This window comes from Nonomuraea sp. NPDC004702 (assembly GCF_053601695.1).
In genome coordinates, this window is sequence record NZ_JBSGCE010000055.1 from 1 (window position 1) to 16,076 (window position 16,076).

At 72.5% G+C, this 16,076-nt stretch carries 13 protein-coding genes; 4 read left to right on the forward strand and 9 right to left on the reverse strand.

Annotated features, from left to right (window positions below; all coding sequences use genetic code 11):
- Positions 1 to 14: 14 nt before the first annotated feature.
- On the reverse strand, positions 15 to 200 hold the full coding sequence (locus tag ACWEJ6_RS41580) for a hypothetical protein (RefSeq protein WP_352350903.1): 186 nt from the start codon (positions 198 to 200) through the stop codon (positions 15 to 17).
- Positions 201 to 541: 341 nt separating this feature from the next.
- Between ACWEJ6_RS41580 and ACWEJ6_RS41585 the strand changes: the two genes are divergently transcribed.
- Positions 542 to 886: a DUF6285 domain-containing protein gene (locus ACWEJ6_RS41585; RefSeq protein ID WP_452431103.1), complete on the forward strand. Its 345-nt coding sequence runs from the start codon at positions 542 to 544 to the stop codon at positions 884 to 886.
- A 3-nt stretch (positions 887 to 889) separates the two neighbouring features.
- Here the strand turns inward: ACWEJ6_RS41585 and mctP are convergent, their stop codons facing one another.
- The 4 genes from mctP to ACWEJ6_RS41605 all read right to left on the reverse strand — a co-directional run bounded on the left by mctP (position 890) and on the right by ACWEJ6_RS41605 (position 4,101).
- Positions 890 to 2,485, reverse strand: coding sequence for a monocarboxylate uptake permease MctP (gene mctP / locus ACWEJ6_RS41590; protein ID WP_452431104.1), 1,596 nt, complete (start codon positions 2,483 to 2,485; stop codon positions 890 to 892).
- Positions 2,482 to 2,694, reverse strand: coding sequence for a DUF3311 domain-containing protein (locus ACWEJ6_RS41595; RefSeq protein WP_352329975.1), 213 nt, complete (start codon positions 2,692 to 2,694; stop codon positions 2,482 to 2,484). The genes mctP and ACWEJ6_RS41595 overlap by 4 nt, the downstream gene beginning before the upstream one ends.
- A gap of 229 nt (positions 2,695 to 2,923) precedes the next feature.
- The gene (locus ACWEJ6_RS41600; RefSeq protein WP_387675525.1) at positions 2,924 to 3,553 is read right to left on the reverse strand and encodes a carboxymuconolactone decarboxylase family protein; all 630 of its coding nucleotides are present in this window, start codon (positions 3,551 to 3,553) and stop codon (positions 2,924 to 2,926) included.
- On the reverse strand, positions 3,553 to 4,101 hold the full coding sequence (locus ACWEJ6_RS41605; protein WP_452431105.1) for a VOC family protein: 549 nt from the start codon (positions 4,099 to 4,101) through the stop codon (positions 3,553 to 3,555). The genes ACWEJ6_RS41600 and ACWEJ6_RS41605 overlap by 1 nt, the downstream gene beginning before the upstream one ends.
- Before the next feature lie 78 nt (positions 4,102 to 4,179).
- Here ACWEJ6_RS41605 and ACWEJ6_RS41610 point away from each other — a divergent pair, with 78 nt between their 5' ends.
- A complete protein-coding gene (locus ACWEJ6_RS41610; protein ID WP_387675519.1) occupies positions 4,180 to 5,070 on the forward strand; it encodes an SDR family oxidoreductase in 891 nt (296 codons plus the stop codon).
- Positions 5,071 to 5,104: 34 nt separating this feature from the next.
- Here the strand turns inward: ACWEJ6_RS41610 and ACWEJ6_RS41615 are convergent, their stop codons facing one another.
- Positions 5,105 to 6,049 (reverse strand): helix-turn-helix transcriptional regulator, encoded by a 945-nt coding sequence (locus tag ACWEJ6_RS41615; protein ID WP_452431106.1) that lies wholly within the window; start codon positions 6,047 to 6,049, stop codon positions 5,105 to 5,107.
- The gene (locus ACWEJ6_RS41620; RefSeq protein ID WP_452431107.1) at positions 6,031 to 7,656 is read right to left on the reverse strand and encodes a CocE/NonD family hydrolase; all 1,626 of its coding nucleotides are present in this window, start codon (positions 7,654 to 7,656) and stop codon (positions 6,031 to 6,033) included. Before ACWEJ6_RS41620 ends, ACWEJ6_RS41615 begins: the two co-directional genes overlap by 19 nt.
- Before the next feature lie 89 nt (positions 7,657 to 7,745).
- Between ACWEJ6_RS41620 and ACWEJ6_RS41625 the strand changes: the two genes are divergently transcribed.
- Positions 7,746 to 8,531, forward strand: coding sequence for an SGNH/GDSL hydrolase family protein (locus ACWEJ6_RS41625; RefSeq protein WP_452431108.1), 786 nt, complete (start codon positions 7,746 to 7,748; stop codon positions 8,529 to 8,531).
- Positions 8,532 to 8,620: 89 nt separating this feature from the next.
- On the opposite strand, the gene ACWEJ6_RS41630 is transcribed toward ACWEJ6_RS41625, so the two are convergent.
- Complete coding sequence (locus tag ACWEJ6_RS41630) at positions 8,621 to 12,127, reverse strand: S8 family serine peptidase (RefSeq protein WP_452431109.1); 3,507 nt, start codon at positions 12,125 to 12,127, stop codon at positions 8,621 to 8,623.
- A 138-nt stretch (positions 12,128 to 12,265) separates the two neighbouring features.
- A complete protein-coding gene (locus ACWEJ6_RS41635) occupies positions 12,266 to 13,705 on the reverse strand; it encodes a glycosyltransferase family 39 protein (protein ID WP_452431110.1) in 1,440 nt (479 codons plus the stop codon).
- Between the two features lie 239 nt (positions 13,706 to 13,944).
- Here ACWEJ6_RS41635 and ACWEJ6_RS41640 point away from each other — a divergent pair, with 239 nt between their 5' ends.
- Entirely contained in the window at positions 13,945 to 16,071 is a 2,127-nt protein-coding gene (locus tag ACWEJ6_RS41640) for an anthranilate synthase component I (RefSeq protein ID WP_358286490.1), read from the forward strand.
- Positions 16,072 to 16,076: the final 5 nt, after the last annotated feature.

The window sequence follows — 16,076 nt, forward strand, 5'->3', positions numbered from 1 at the left end:
CGGAGGGGACGGGGTCAGGCCGCGTTCTCCTCGGCCTTGCGGGGCAGGACCTCCAGCTCGAACGCGCCCGACCTGACCGCCTCCAGGAAGTGCTGCCAGTCGCGGCGCGGGATCTCCAGGACGACGTCCGGGGAGGAGTCGTGGATGAGCTCCACGTGGTCGTTGATGCGGCAGGCCTTGACGCGTACGTCGTCGTTCATGCTGCGCTCCCTCGGGTTGACTGCGGCTGAGCGGCCCGGGAAGCCGGGGGCCGGGAGCTGCGCCGGGCGACTTTCCCAGCCGTCCGGGCCGTCCGCGTGACCCCGGAGGGCCGGGCCGCTCGGGAAGCGTGTCATCGTCGCGCGGGGGGCCGCCACCGCCGGTACGGGCGGCTCGGTAGAGACACGCCGATCGTGGGCGGAGGTCTGTCGTCCCGGGGGTGGAGAAAGGTCATCCGTGGGCGGGGGCCTTGACAGGCAGGGCGATGATCCTTATGCCTGGGCTCACGACTGGCCGTGCGCGGGCGTACGGCTCCGGAGCCGAGGTGACGGGAGTGCCGCCGATGGCGCAGCCCCATGACGTGCCCACCGCCGCGCAGCTCGTCGCGGCCGTCCGCGGGTTCCTGCGGGACGACGTGCTGCCCGCGGTCGAGGGGCGGGTGCGCTTCCACACGCGGGTGGCGATCAACGTGCTCGCCATGGTCGAGCGGGAGATCGAGCTGGGCCGGGACCAGGCCGCCGAGCACGCCGCGCGGCTGGCGGCGCTGGGCGTGGCCGACGACGCCGAGCTGGCCGCCGCCGTCCGCGCGGGCCGCTTCGACGGCGACGACGCGCTCACCGCCGCTCTGGTCCAGGCCGTCCGGGCCAAGCTGGAGGTGGCCGATCCCGGCTACCTCCAGCGGCCGTGAGCGTCAGTGGGACCCGGCCAGGTCCAGGTCCTTGACGTCCGGGTCGCCCTCGTCGGCGAAGTAGTCGCCGCGCCGGGTGGCGTCCGCGCCGTCGGCCACCTTGGCCGCCCGGAAGATCAGCGTGGCGACCGCGGCCACGACCAGGTTGACGATCAGCGCGAGGAAGCCCGCGTAGATGGTCATCTTGGTGTCCAGGCCCAGGTTCGACAGGCTGAAGGCCGACCCGCCGAAGTGCTCCTTGCCCTTGGCCGGGTTGGGGATGAGATAGAGCATCCACATGCCCGCCGCCAGGCCCGCGGCCCAGCCGGCCATCAGGCCGCCCTTGTGGAACCAGCGGGTGTACAGGCCGAGCGCCACCGCCGGCAGCGTCTGCAGGATGATCACGCCGCCGATGAGCTGCAGGTCGATCGAGAACTGCGGGTCGAGCAGCAGGATGCACAGCACCGCGCCCACCTTGACCACCAGCGAGACGACCTTGGAGACGTTGGCCTCCTGGGCGTCGGTGGCCTGCTTGTTGATGTACTCGCGGTAGATGTTGCGGGTGAACAGGTTCGCCGCCGCGATCGACATGATCGCCGCCGGCACCAGCGCGCCGATGCCGATGGCCGCGAACGCCACGCCGGCGAACCAGTCGGGGAAGAGCTGGTCGAACAGGTTCGGCACGATCGTGTTGGGGTCGCCGCCGACCGGCTTGGTGCCGGCCGCGATGGCCATGAAGCCCAGCAGCGCGATCAGGCCGAGCACGAAGCTGTAGGCGGGCAGCGCCGACATGTTGCGCTTGATGACGTTGCGGTTCTTGGAGGCCAGCACGCCGGTGAGGCTGTGCGGGTAGAGGAACAGCGCCAGGGCCGAGCCGAAGGCCAGCGTGACGTACTGGAGCTGGTTGGCGCCGTTGAGCAGGATGCCGTCGCCCGGCGCGGGGGTCTTGTCGAACTTGGCCTGCGCCATGTCGAAGATGTTGCCCCAGCCGCCCAGCTTGGCCGGGATGTAGATGACCGCGGCCAGGATCACGATGTAGATCAGCGCGTCCTTGACGAAGGCGATCAGCGCGGGCGCGCGCAGGCCGGACTGGTAGGTGTAGGCCGCCAGGATGGCGAAGGCGATGATGATCGGCAGGTGCCCGGTGATGCCCATCGACTTCAGCACCGCCTCGATGCCGACGAGCTGCAGCGCGATGTACGGCATCGTGGCCACCAGCCCGGTGATGGCGATCAGCAGCGCCAGCGTCGGCGACCCGAACCGGGCCCGGACGAAGTCGGCGGGCGTGACGAACCCGTGCACGTGCGAGACCGACCACATCCGCGCCAGCACCAGGAACACCAGCGGGTAGACCACCACGGTGTAGGGCAGCGCGTAGAAGCCGAGCGCGCCGGAGCTGAACACCAGCGCGGGCACGGCCACGAACGTGTAGGCGGTGTAGAGGTCGCCGCCGACCAGGAACCAGGTGACCCAGGAGCCGAAGCTGCGGCCGCCGAGGCCCCACTCGTTGAGGCTGGCCAGGTCGGTGGGCCGCCGCCAGCGGGCCGCCACGAAGCCCATGCCGCTGACCAGGATGAACAGCAGCCCGAAGACGACCAGTTCGGTCACGTGCCCGCTCATTTGGTCATCCTGTAGACGATCGTGGTGCAGCCGACGCCGACCACGATGAAGGCGAGCTGCAGCCAGTAGAACAGCGGGAAGCCGAGCAGGCGCGGCTCGTCGGAGTTGAACAGGAACGTCAGCAGCGGCAGCACGATCGGCACGACCAGCAGCCAGTTCCACGGGCTGCGGTCGGTACGCGGCGGCTGCCCGGATTCCCCGGTAGTCATCGGCCCTCCGAATGGGGGATCAGGAGCGGCGTGTTGACCGGCTCCTGACAATGTCGTCAATGGAGGGAGATTAGCTTTCCGGTGGTATTAAACCCAATGTCCGGAACATTACGGTTTGGCCTAAATGTCGAGATGAAATCTCAATATGTGAGACCAAAGCCACCCCTCGCCAACGGCACGTTAAGTCGCTCCCGCGCCGCGCGGAACCGGGCGATCGGCGAATGGTCGGCTACTCGCGACGAACGGTCACTTCGTCGGCGATGTCGCGCGTCCCGTAGCCCTCGGGGGCGGGCACCTCGGTGATCGGGTCGGGGCGGTCGTCGAACTCCAGCCGCAGCGCCCGCGCCATGGTGGCGTGCATCTCGTACAGGCAGACGATGTAGGTCAGCTCCAGGATCTGCTCGTCGGGCAGGTGGGCGCGCAGCACGGCGAACACCTCGTCGTGCACCCGGCCGCCGTCGAGCACCAGGCCGTCGGTGTAGGCCAGCACCGCCCGTTCCAGCTCGCCGAACCGGTCGCTGACCTGCCAGGAGGCCACCGCCCGCACCTTCTCCTCGGGCACGCCGAGCGCCCTGAGCTGCTTGCAGTGCTGGGAGTAGACGAACTGGCTCTGCCGCGCCCAGCCCGCCCTGGTCTGCCCCAGCTCGCGCAGCACCGGGTCCAGCCGTGACTCCCGGTAGATCTGGAAGCCCTTGACGCAGTGGCGGAAGATCTTGGGGTCGAGGGCGAAGACCGTCCACCAGTCGCCCGGCGAGCCGGTCGCGGTCCCCGTGCCGTCGGGGGACAGCAGCCGGTCGTGGAAGAACCGGACGACGGGGTCGGTCACCTCCTCGGGCGGCACCCGCCGCAGGCGCGGCATCAGACGGTCCGGTCGGCGGCCGTCTTGGGCTCGTGCCGGACGTCGCCCGGCTGCCCGACCGGCCGCGTCCAGGCGGCGAACTCCACCAGGATCCCGTCGGGGTCCTTGAAGTAGATGGACCGGACGAAGACGCCCTCGTGCATCGCGGGCGCCACGCCGAACTCGCTGTCGTCGTGGTTGAGCAGCACGCCCACGTCGATGCCCTTGGCCACCAGCCGGTCGCGGTACTCCTCGATGCGCTCGGGCGGCACGTCGAAGGCGATGTGGTTCATCGAGCCGACCGCCGACAGCAGCTCGCCCCGGTCCGGCAGGTTCTTCGGCGCCGAGACCCCCGGCACGCCCTCGGGCGCGTCGGGGAACCAGAAGAAGGCCAGCGCGTTGCCGCCGCCGCAGTCGAAGAAGAAGTGCTGGCCCCAGCCCAGGGGCAGCTCGATCGTCTTGATCAGCGGCATGCCCAGCACGCCGGAGTAGAAGTCGACGGTCTGCTTCATGTCCGAGCAGACCAGCGCGACGTGGTTGACCCCGCGGAGCTCGAATTCGCTGTTCATGGTAATCAACTACTTATCACAGCGTTCCTGCGGAAAACATGACAGGAGGTGGCGGGTATTCGGGCCACGATCGTGCCCGTGATTGTTGTGGTGGCGGGCGCGACCCGCGGAACGGGACGAGGAATGGCGGTCGCCCTGGGGGCGGCCGGAGCGACGGTCTACTGCGCCGGACGGAGCACGCGCGAGCGCCGTTCGGAGATGAACCGTCCGGAGACGATCGAGGAGACCGCCGAGCTGGTGAGCGCGGCCGGCGGGACGGGCATCGCGGTCCCCGTCGACTTCCTGGACCCGGCGGCGGTGGCCGGGCTGGCCGCCCGCGTCGAACGGGAACAGGGCCGCCTGGACGTGCTGGTCAACGACGTGTGGGGCGGCGACCACCTGTGGAAGTGGGAGACCCCCGTCTGGGAGCAGGACCTGGACGACGGGCTGCGCCTGCTCAGGCTGGCCGTCGACACCCACCTCATCAGCGCCCGCCACCTGCTGCCGCTGCTGATCCGGCACGAGGGCGGCCTGGTCGTGGAGGTCACCGACGGCACCTGGGAGTTCCACCGGACCCGCTACCGCGAGAACGTCTACTTCGACCTGGCCAAGCTGTCGGTCAACCGGCTGGCCTTCGCCTGGTCCCACGAGCTGCGCCCGTACGGCGGGACGGCGGTGGCCGTCACGCCCGGGTTCCTGCGCTCGGAGGCGATGCTGGACGGCTTCGGCGTCACCGAGGAGAACTGGCGCGAGGCGAAGGCGGACAGCGCGTGGATGGTCTCCGAGACCCCCGCCTACGCCGGTCGCGGCGTGGCCGCCCTCGCCCAGGACCCCGACCGGCGCCGCTGGTCGGGGTCCTCGGTGACCAGCGGCGAGCTGGCCGAGGCGTACGGCGTCACCGACGTGGACGGCAGCCGGCCGCAGGTGTGGCGCTACATCGCCGAGGTCATGGAGAAGGGCGGCGAGGGCGGCTGGGAGGACTACCGCTGACACCCGTGGTGGAGCCGGGCCACGCGGGCGTCCCTCAGCGCCGGTAGAGCTCGGCCATGCGGGCGGCGGCGTCGGCGACCTGGGCGCGCAGCTCCTCCGGCGCCAGCACCTCGGCCTCCGGGCCGAACCGCAGCACCTGGGTGAAGGCCACCCGCGTCGACTCCACGGCCAGCCGGACGGTCCCGTCCGGCTGGAGCGAGGCCAGCGCGTCGTCCAGGGCGGCCGGGTCGGCGACGTACCGCAGCATGCGCCGGCCGGCCGGGGTCAGCCGCAACGTGATCACGTCCCTGAGCAGGGAGCGGCTGAACTCGGCCGCCTGCCCGGCCCAGAACGCGGCCAGGTCGAAGTCCGCGTCCCGCTCGAAACGCGGCTCGCGCGCGCGGACGTCCCCCACGCGGTCCACCCGGAAGATCAGGAACCGCTCGCGCAGGCGGGCCACGAGGTACCAGGCGCCCGCCTTCAGCACCAGCCCGTACGGCTCCAGCTCCCGCGTGCGCTCCTTGTAGACCACCGTGACCGGCAGGTCGTTCCAGACGGCCCTGGCCAGCGGGGCCAGCGCCGGGGGCGGCGGCGTGTCGGCGGCGTACCAGCCGGGCGCGTCCAGGTGGAAACGCTGCGCGGCCGTGGCGGGCGCGTCGCGCAGCGAGGGCGACAGCGCCGCGGCGGCCTTGAGCCGGGCCGTCGCGGCGACCTCCTGCAACCCCATCTCGCGCAGCGCCGCGGGCACCCCCGACAGGAACAGCGCCTCGGCCTCGGCCCGGTCCAAGCCGGTCAGCCGGGTGCGGTAGCCGTCCAGCAGCCGGTAGCCGCCGCCGCGCCCGCGGTCGGCGTAGACCGGCACGCCCGCCTCCGACAGCGCCAGCACGTCGCGGTGCACCGTGCGCTCGGAGACCTCCAGCTCCCTGGCCAGCTCGGCCGCCGTCATCCCGCCCCTGGCCTGCAACAGCAGGACCAGCGACATCAGCCGCGCGGCGCGCACAGCGGCAGCACCACGGCCGAGGGGCGGGCGGGGGAGTGGAACACCTCGACGTCGGCCGGCACCATCGGGCCGCCGGGCGCGCCCACCGGCTCGCCGGTGCCCGGGTTGCGGGCGATCGTCGGGTACGCGCCGGCCGCCACGTGCACCCGGATCCGGTGGTCGCGGCGGAACCGGTGGCCGATCGGCCACAACTCCACCCGGACCCGGCGCACACCGTCGCCGTTCCCTTCGCCGTTCCCGTCATCGTTCCCGTCATCGGCGGTGTGCGGGCCCAGCCGGCGCACCCCCTCGCACAGGTTGAGCGAGCGCCCGTCGGGATGCACGTCGCAGACCCGGACCACGACGTCCACGTGCGGCGTGCTGGACCGGACGTAGACGTCGGCGTGCACCGGGCCGATCATCTCCACGTCGGCCTCCAGCGCCGCGGAGCTGTAGACCAGCACGTCGCGCCGGGCCTCCAGGCGCCGCTGGTCACGCGGCCTGGAGTCGGCCAGCAGCACCGGGCCGCCGATCGCCGGCGTCGGATGGGCGGGGTGGTAGCGGAACCGGTCGGACCCGGCCTCCCCGGGCTCGCGCGGGTCCAGCCCGCCGCCCGGCCGCAGGTGCCAGCGCTGCTCCCGCACGCCCGGCACCGGCCAGTCGGGGTAGTCGCGCCACTCGCCGGCCCCGGTGACGTACAGCCGCACCGGGTCCGTCCGCAGGCCGGACGGATCGTCCATGAGGTGGGCGCGGAACCAGGCCAGCGCCTCGGCCTTCGAGGGCCGCCCGTGCCGGGAGTCGACGTGGTACCAGGGCCCGATCGTCAGGTACGGCCGCCGCCCGGCCGCCCGCATCGCCGCGTAGTCCTTGAGCTGCCAGGGCAGGAAGACGTCGTACCAGCCGCCGAGCATGGTGACCGCCGCCTCCACCTCGCCGACCTTGAGCGAGAAGTCGCGCTTGTGCCAGTACGGCACGGCCGGGTCGGCGTGGTGGGCCAGCAGGTCGCGGAAGAACCGCAGCGGCCGGCCCGCCGAGGCCACGTCCAGCTCGGCCACCGGCCGCCCCGACAACACGGCCCGGCGGGTCACCCTGGGGGCGGTCAGCATCGCGGCCCCGCCGACGAAGCGGCGCGTCATGGTGTCGGTGAGCGTGGTCCAGCTCAGCGTCGACTCCAGCGCGAACGCGCCGCCCACGTAGGCGGCGTCCCTGAACTGGGAGGCGGTGATCTGCGTGGCCATGGCCTTGAGCTCGGGCCCGGCCTCGGCGGCGACGGCCCACTGGGCGTAGCCGAGGTAGGAGGGGCCGAACATGGCGAACGAGCCGCCGTACCAGGGCTGTTCGCGCAGCCAGGCGATGGTGGCCAGGCCGTCGTCGTGCTCGTCGCCGAGCGGGTCGAGGCTGCCGCCGGAGCCGAAGCCGCCCCGGCAGCTCTGGATCAGCACGTGGAAGCCGTTCCTGGCGAAGCCGCGGCCGTACATCCAGCCGAACAGGCCGCGCCGGCCGTACGGCGAACGGATCAGCACCGCCGGACCCGGCCGCCCATGAGCCGGGGCGTAGTGGTCGGCCAGCAGCGTCACACCGTCGGGCATCGGGACGGGGATGTCCCGCCGCAGCCGCACGCGTCTCATGTCCTAACCAGTAACAGATCGGGCGGGACGGGTGGTAGCCGGGGGTTACGGTCGCGTAGGGAGAAAGGTCCTTGGCAAACTATCCGGTCATGGGACGAATCACCTCGTATGTCGCCCTAGGGGACAGCTTCACCGAAGGACTTGAGGACCCGGCCGACCACGGGTTCCGCGGCTGGGCCGACCGGCTGGCCGAGCACATCGACGCCGACCGCCGCCAGGCCGGGGAGCCCGCACTGCGGTACGCCAACCTCGCCGTCCGCGGCCGGCTGATCGACCGGATCGTGTCGGAGCAGGTGCCGAAGGCGGTCGAGCTCGGCGCCGACCTGGTCTCGCTGTGCGCCGGGGGCAACGACATCCTGCGGCCGGGCAGCGGACCGGCGTCCGTGGCCAGGCGGCTGGAGGAGGGCGTCAGGACGCTCACCGAGGCGGGCAGCCGGGTGCTCATGTTCACCGGCTTCGACCTGCGGCACGTGCCGGTGATGCGGCTGGCCCACTCCAAGATCGAGGTCTACAACCTGCACATCCACGACATCGCCCGCCGCTACGACGCGCTGCTGGTGGACCTGTGGCCGATGCCGGTCCTGCGCGACCCGCGCGCCTGGAACGCCGACCGCCTGCACCTCAGCCCCGACGGCCACCGCCGGGTGGCGCTGCGGGCCGCCGAGGTGCTCGGCGTGCCGGTGGCGGAGGACTGGCGCGAGGCGTACCCGGCCAGACGGCCGCCGGTCTGGACGGCCGCCCGCCGCGAGGACCTGCGCTGGGCCAGGACCTACCTCGGCCCGTGGATCGGCAGGCGCATCAACCGGCGCTCCTCGGGCGACGGCGTCGCGCCCAAGCGCCCCGACCTCGCCCCGCTGCCGACCGCCGGCCGCTGACCCCGGCCCCGATCCGATGCCAGGCTCGCCACCGATCCCGGCCCCGGCCCGGGGTCCCGCCGCACCAGGAACGGCGGGACCCCGGACGGTCAGGGCAGCGCCTTGTCCGGGCGCTCGGAGACGCGCACGCCGTTGACCAGCGTGGCCCCCTGCCGGGCGGCGAAGCGCACGTTGAGCTGACCGTCGGTCACCTTCACCGTGTACTGCCTGGCCACCGCCGTGTACGTGCCCGCCTCCAGCGCCAGGTCCAGCGCCGGGATCGCGAGCTGGCCCTCGACGAGCACGTCGAAGACCCGTTTGCCCATCTGCGTGCTCTTCACCTCGGCGAAGTCCAGCTCCACCGTGTACGTCCCGGCGGGCACGCCGTCGAACCGGTACTCCAGCATGCCCTCCCTGGCCGTCCGGAACAGCGCCTGGTCAGCGGTGCCCGCGATGGTCCTGGACGTGCTCGCCGTCTTGGTCGAGGTCGCCACGTAGCCGTACCCGCCCTGGGTCCAGCGGCGGTCGGGCGCCCAGGCGTCGCCGTCGGCGTCGGTCAGCGCCTTCGACCCGCCGGCGTCGACGGCCACCTGGAACTTGGGCACCACCACGGTCACCTCGATCTCGATGGCCGGCTGCCGCCCGCTGGCCGACTTGACGACCAGCTTGCCGGTGCGCATCCCGCCGGGCGTCACCCCGGCGGCGGAGAGCGTCACCCGCAACGTCGCCTTCTGGCCCTTGGCCAGCTCGCCCGCCTGCGGCGTGACCGACGCCCAGTCGGCGTCGCTCGTCACCGTGTAGGCGGTGGGGGAGCCCAGGTTCGTCAGCTCCAGCGTGCGCGTCCTCGTCGCCCCGGCGGGCATGACCGCGGTCAGCTCGGCGGCCGAGGCGCTCACCCGGCCGGTGACCAGGGCGGTGTCGATCCTGGTCAGCGTGCCGGGCGTGACCGTGACCGGCTTGGTGAAGGTGCCGTAGTTCTCCTTGGCCACCACCACGTCGTGGTCGCCCGCCGGGACCTGCCCGAAGAACGACCCGTCCGCGCCGGTCGTGAACGAGGCCACGTCGCCCAGCTTCACCGACGCCCCGGCCAGCGGCTCGCCGTCGTTGGCGTCGGTGACCACACCGGTCACCAGGCCGTGCCGGCTCGCGGTGAACGTCACGCCGCGGCCGGTGGCCAGCGCGGCCTCCTCGTAGGAGTAGAGCAGCGCGTCCGTGCCGGCCGCGTTCTCGATGCCGACCGTGGCGCTGGCGCCCTGTTCGCGCTCGCTCTCGACGTCCTTGTACCGGAAGGAGACCGAGCCGTCCTCGCCCAGCAGCGCCGCGAACGACACCCGCTCGCCGGTCCCGCTGTAGAAGGTGACGTTGCGCCACTCCACGACGTACTGGCGGTGCGGGGCCGTGCCTGCCACGCCGGTGTAGACGCCCGCCTCGGCGTCCACCTTCAGGTCGTCCCAGTACGGGTAGACCGCGTTGTTCGGCGTGCCCGTGCCCGGCAGGCGGGTGTTGCTGCCCGTGGTGACCCGGTCGGCGGCGAAGGTGACGAGCCCGTTCGTGCTGATCCACGCCCTGGACTGCCCCGTGCCGTAGAACGGGACCGCGAACGGCAGCGTCACCTGCACGGCCTCGTCGTCGCCGGTGAGCGCGAGCTTCTCGGTCCCGGCGACGTACGGCTGCGCCGCCGCCCGGCAGGTGTAGCCGAAGCCGTCGCCGCGCAGCGGCAGCTCCACGTCCCTCACCGTGCTCCCGTCGTCCCCGTCCACGGTGACCTGCGCGCTCGCGCCGCTGGAGCAGCGCGAGACCGGGGTGACCGTCAGCGTGTACGTCCCGCGCGGCAGCGTCATCGTGTACCGGCCGGAGGCGTCGGTGACCGCGCTCACCGGCGTGCCGCCGGCGGCCACGGTCGCGCCCGGCTCGGGCACGCCGGCCGTGCTGACCGTGCCCGACAGCGTGCCGGACGGCTGCCGGAGGAGCGTCACGTCGCCGGTCGTGACCTGCTCGGCGGTCACCGTGGCCGTGGCGCTGCCGCGGTCGTAGCCGAACTTCTCCGCCGTCAGCGCGTACTCGCCGGGCAGCAGGCGCGGGATCGTGTACGTGCCGTCCTGCCCGGTGACGACCGCGCGCGCCAGCGGACCGGTCACCTTGACCGTCACGCCCGGCACCGGCTCGCCGGCCGCCGTGACCGTGCCGCGCAGCTCGCCCAGCCCCTCGTCCGGCGCGGCCTGGACGGCGGCGTAGGCGTCCAGCCGGCCCTCGCCCCAGACGTTGTTGTCGGCCGCGGTGCCGCCGCAGCTCGTGTCGGCCACGTCGATCGCCGTGCCGTCCAGCAGCGGCCGGGTCGCGGCCACGTCGCCCTGGAGCCGGGGCGCGGCCGACCAGATCAGCGCCACCGTGGCGGCCACGTGCGGCGAGGCCATCGAGGTGCCGGTGTAGGAGTCGTAGTCGTCGTCCGGGACCGAGGAGCGCACGTTCACCGCGGGGGCCGCGATGTTCGGCTTGATCTCGCCGTCCTGGCCCTCGCCCTTGCTCGACCTGCTGTACAGCACGTTGTTGACGTCGAAGCCGCCCGCGCTGTAGCTGATCGCGTACTGGCCGGGCGAGCCGCTGGTGCGGCAGGCCGGGCCCTCGTTGCCGTTGGCGAAGGCGGGGAAGATGCCCGCCGCCACCCACGCCTGGACGGTCTCGACGTACCAGGGGTCGAACCCGTTGCCGCCCCAGGAGTTGTTGACGATGTCCGGCGCGAGGTCGGGACGCGGGTTGGCGCCGTTCAGGTCGGTCGGGGCCAGCACCCACTGGCCGGCGGCCAGCAGCGAGGCGTCCGTGCAGGTGTTGACCTCGCAGCCCTTGGCGGCGATCCAGCGCACGCCGGGCGCCACGCCGATGCCGTTCGCGCCCGCCATCGTGCCCATGACGTGCGTGCCGTGGCCGTTGTTGTCGCACGGCGCCGCCGACGGGCAGACGCGCGCCGGGTCGAACCAGCTGTAGTCGTGGGTGTAGGAGCCGTCGGGGTTCCTGCCCCGGTAGCTCGCGGCCAGGTCGGGGTGGTCGTACTGGACGCCGGAGTCGATCGAGGCGACCACGATGCCCTCGCCCCGGTCGCCCAGCTCGCTCCACACCCGCGGGGCGCCGATCCGGTCGACGTTCCACTCGACCGCGCCGGCCCTGGGCTCGGCCCGGCCGGTCACGGGCTCGGGCAGCGCCACGACGGTGACCGGGTCGATCCGGTCCACCTCCGGCAGCTCGCTGATCGCCGACGCCAGCTTGGCGTCCGCGGTCACCCGTACGGCGTCGACGATCCAGTACGAGGTGTAGTCGGCCTTCTGGGCGTCCAGCAGCTTGACCAGCCCGGCCTGCGAGGTCTTGGCCCGCTCGGTCTTGGCCTGGTAGACCAGCTGCGTCCTGGCCCGTTTGGTGGCGGCCCGGCGGGCGGCGCCGAGGTCGGCGGTGCCCTTCATCCGGACCCAGAAGGTGGCCTTGCCGTCCTTGTCCAGCTCGGCCTGGACGGTCTGGGAGATCTTGCCGGGATCGGGCGCCGCGTGCGCCGGGGCCTGGGGGACGGCCAGGGCGGCGGCGGTGACGATCCCGGTCAGGATCGCACGCCAGGTGAGGGTGTTGCGCACGTGCTCTCCTTCACGACGTTCACGACGGTGAGGAAGAGGTGATCTTTCCGCCTCTGTCGAGAAGGGTGAAGAGATCCTGTCGGGAAAGCAAGGGCGCTGATCCTAACAAGCTCGGATAAGTCCCGAAATGTAATGTGGTCAGCTGAAATGTCGCCACATCGGCCAGGTGGCGGACCACGGCCGGAGGGGATCCCGGCAGAGCCACACCGGCATGCCCTGCTCCTCGTTGTCGACGTCCACGCCGTTGTCCACGCGGGCCTTCTGCTCGCAGGAGCCGAACAGCGCGCGGGCCCGGCCGCCCGCGTTCACCAGGATCGCCACGGTCGCGTCGTCCGGCGGCGGGCCGTACGCCCAGAGCTGGTTGTGGCCGGAGTACACCCGGGTCAGGCCCGCCCGGCCGAGGGCGCCGTACTCGCCGTAGTTGCCCGTCACGACCACCGCGCGGGCCTGCTCGTCCGGCGGCAGCGCCCGCAGCACGCCGCCGACGGCGGCGGCGAAGCGCGGCCAGCCGACCGACTCGCGGGCCACCTCGTTGATCGCCGGCACCGGCGTGGCGGCCAGCGCGCCGACCGGCACGAGCGGCAGCGCGAGCACCGCGCAGGCCGCCGCGTTGACCGCGAGGAACGCCCACGCCGCGCGCACCCGCCCGGCCCGCGCCCGCGACACGCTCACGCACCCGGCCGCGAACAGCGCCACGATCAGTCCCGCGGTGTAGTCGAAACGCCCGCCGCTGACCAGCGTCAGCACCGCCGTCACCGGATAGGCCACCGCCACCGCCCGCACCCGCCGGTCGCGCCACAGCCGGACGAACCCCAGCGCCGCGATCACCGACACCACCGGCCCGAACAGCGTGAGCTGCATCGGCACGAACATCACCCGCATCTCGGCGCCCTTGTCAGCGCTGAGCGCGGCGGCCATCGACAGCTGCGGCCAGCCGTGCGTGGCCTGGTAGACCAGGTTCGGCGCGGCCAGCACGGCGGCCAGCAGCGCGCCGCCCCACAACCACGGGCTGCCCAGCGCCCGCCGCGGCCCGGCGATCAGCAGGCCCGCCGCCAGGCCCAGCACCAGCAGCGCGATGAGGTGCTTGTTGTAGGTGGCCAGCCCGATCACCGCGCCCGCCGCGAGCCACCAGCGCGGCTGCTCGCGCAGCAGCGCCCGGAGCGCGAACAGGATCGCCGCCGTCCACAGCGGCAGGTCGAAGCTGACCGTCAGCAGCGTGTGCGCCGCGATCAGCGTGTACGCCCCGGTGGCCGCGCCCACGGCGGCCATCGTCTGGGCGAGCCGGTCGCCGCCCAGCTCCCGCGCCACCAGCGCCACCAGCACGACCACGACCGCCGCGGCCAGCGCGGGGAACACCCGCAGCGCCGTCACCGTGTCGCCGAACAGCCCGAGCGCCGCCTTGCCCAGCATGGGCGTCAGCGGGGGCTGGTCCACGTACCCCCAGGCCGGGTGGCCGGCCAGGACACGGAAGTACAGCTCGTCGCGGTGGTAGCCGTACCAGGGGCTCAGTGCGAGGGCCACGCCGGCGGTCAGGACCGCGGTCACCGTCACCGGACGCCACGCCCAGGGCCGTTCCATGGACGTCGAGGCTAGATCCATTGCCCGCCTTTTGTCACTGCCTGAACGGGTGTCGCGTTGCGCGATCTTGGTCCGGCGGTTAACCTGGGGGGCATGCGAAATCGCCCTCAGATCCAGTGGTGGCGCCGCTCCTAGGCGGCGCGTTTTCGCATTCCTCTCAAAGGACGGCCGCCCCGGATGGCGGCCTTTCTCGTGTCCGCCCCCGGGGCCTCATGATGTGACGTGGTAAGGGGCAGCAAGTGGAGACCAGCGGATATACCACCGCCGGGGGCGTCGGCGTCGAGCGCGAGGCACGCGACGTGTCGGAAGAGGCGCTCGAAGAGATCGTGACCGCGCTCGGCGAGCGGCGCGGCGGCGCCTTCTCGTCGGGCATGGACTACCCGGGCCGCTACAGCCGATGGGCCTTCGGCTACGTCGACCCCTGCCTGGAGCTGGTCGCCAAGGGGCGGGTCATCTCGGCGACCGCGCTCAACGAGCGCGGCAGGGTCGTGCTGCCCGCCGTGGCCTCCTGCCTGCTCGCCGCGGGCAAGCCGGTCAGCGAGCCGACGCCCGACCGCGTCGAGGTGCACGTCCCGGAGTCCGAAGACCTGCTGCCGGAGGAGATGCGCAGCCGCCGGCCCACCGTGTTCACCGCGATCCGCGAGGTCATCGCCGCCTTCGCGGGCGACGACCCCCACCTCGGCCTCTACGGCTCCTTCGGCTACGACCTGGCCTTCCAGTTCGAGCCCATCCGGCAGGAGCTGGCCCGTCCCGACGACCAGCGCGACCTGGTGCTCCACCTGCCCGACCGGATCGTCGTCATCGACCGCCAGCGCGAGACCAGCGTCGAGTACCGCTACGAGTTCACCGTCGACGGCGCCACCACCCGCGGCCTGGAGCGCACCGGCAGCTCCGTCCCGCAGGTCGTGCCCGGCGAGCTGCCGAAGGACCCGGTGCGCGGCGAGTACGCCAAGGTCGTGGCCGCCGCCAAGGAGCGGTTCAAGCGCGGCGACCTGTTCGAGGTCGTGCCCGGCCAGGTCTTCCACGCCGTCTGCACCGACCCGTCGGCCTTCTACCGCGGCCTGCGCCACAGCAACCCGGCGCCGTACGAGTTCATCATCAGCCTCGGCGACGGCGAGCACCTCGTGGGCGCCTCGCCCGAGATGTACGTCCGGGTCAACGGCGACCGCGTCGAGACCTGCCCCATCTCCGGCACCATCGCCCGCGGCAGCAACCCGGTCGAGGACGCCGAGGCCATCCGCACCCTCCTGAGCAGCGTCAAGGAGGAGTCGGAGCTGACCATGTGCACCGACGTCGACCGCAACGACAAGTCGCGCATCTGCGTCCCCGGCACGGTCAAGGTCATCGGCCGCCGCCAGATCGAGCTCTACTCGCGCCTGATCCACACCGTCGACCACATCGAGGGCCGCCTGCGTCCCGAGTTCGACGCCCTCGACGCCTTCCTCACCCACATGTGGGCCGTCACCGTCACCGGCGCCCCCAAGACGTGGGCCATGCAGTTCATCGAGGACCACGAGGCCACCACCCGCCGCTGGTACGGCGGCGCCATCGGCTTCATCGGCTTCGACGGCTCCATGAACACCGGCCTGACCCTGCGCACCGCCCAGATCAAGAACGGCGTGGCCACCGTCCGGGCCGGGGCGACCCTGCTGTTCGACTCCGACCCCGAGGCCGAGGAGCGCGAGACCGAGCTCAAGGCCAGCGCCCTGCTCGGCGCCCTGGCCTCGGTCAACCAGCCCGACGCCGTCCCGCCCGCCGTGGTCAGGGAGCAGCCGGGGGCCGGCATGAAGGTGCTGCTCGTCGACCACGAGGACTCCTTCGTCAACACGCTGGCCGACTACTTCCGCCAGGAGGGGGCCGACGTGGTGACGCTGCGCCACGGCTTCCCGGCCCACACCATCGACGACGTCGCGCCCGACCTGGTCGTGCTCTCGCCCGGCCCCGGCTGGCCGTCCGACTTCGGCATGGCCGCGCTCATCGACGAGATCTACGCCCGCGACCTGCCCGTCTTCGGCGTGTGCCTGGGCCTGCAGGCCATGGTCGAGCACGCCGGCGGCTCGCTGGAGCTGCTCGACTACCCCGAGCACGGCAAGCGCGGCCAGGTCAGCCGCCTGGGCGACAGCGCGCTGCTGGAGGGGCTGCCCGAGGAGTTCACCGCGGCCCGCTACCACTCGCTGCACGCCAAGCGGCCCGGCGTGGTCGGCTTCACCCCGACCGCGCTCACGCCCGACGGCAACGTCATGGCCATCGAGGACGTCGAGCGGCGGCGCTTCGCCGTGCAGTTCCACCCCGAGTCGATCCTCACCCAGGAGGGCGGCGCGGGCGCGAAGATCATCGCGAACGTGCTGCGCCTCACCCGGCGCTGACCCGG

What these genes read in the sequence shown, in the direction of transcription:
- ACWEJ6_RS41580 (WP_352350903.1), bottom strand. Translation starts at nt 200, where the DNA reads ATGAACGACGACGTACGCGTCAAGGCCTGCCGCATCAACGACCACGTG.
- ACWEJ6_RS41585 (WP_452431103.1), top strand. Translation starts at nt 542, where the DNA reads ATGGCGCAGCCCCATGACGTGCCCACCGCCGCGCAGCTCGTCGCGGCC.
- mctP (WP_452431104.1), bottom strand. Translation starts at nt 2,485, where the DNA reads ATGAGCGGGCACGTGACCGAACTGGTCGTCTTCGGGCTGCTGTTCATC.
- ACWEJ6_RS41595 (WP_352329975.1), bottom strand. Translation starts at nt 2,694, where the DNA reads ATGACTACCGGGGAATCCGGGCAGCCGCCGCGTACCGACCGCAGCCCG.
- ACWEJ6_RS41600 (WP_387675525.1), bottom strand. Translation starts at nt 3,553, where the DNA reads ATGCCGCGCCTGCGGCGGGTGCCGCCCGAGGAGGTGACCGACCCCGTC.
- ACWEJ6_RS41605 (WP_452431105.1), bottom strand. Translation starts at nt 4,101, where the DNA reads ATGAACAGCGAATTCGAGCTCCGCGGGGTCAACCACGTCGCGCTGGTC.
- ACWEJ6_RS41620 (WP_452431107.1), bottom strand. Translation starts at nt 7,656, where the DNA reads ATGAGACGCGTGCGGCTGCGGCGGGACATCCCCGTCCCGATGCCCGAC.
- ACWEJ6_RS41625 (WP_452431108.1), top strand. Translation starts at nt 7,746, where the DNA reads ATGGGACGAATCACCTCGTATGTCGCCCTAGGGGACAGCTTCACCGAA.
- ACWEJ6_RS41635 (WP_452431110.1), bottom strand. Translation starts at nt 13,705, where the DNA reads ATGGAACGGCCCTGGGCGTGGCGTCCGGTGACGGTGACCGCGGTCCTG.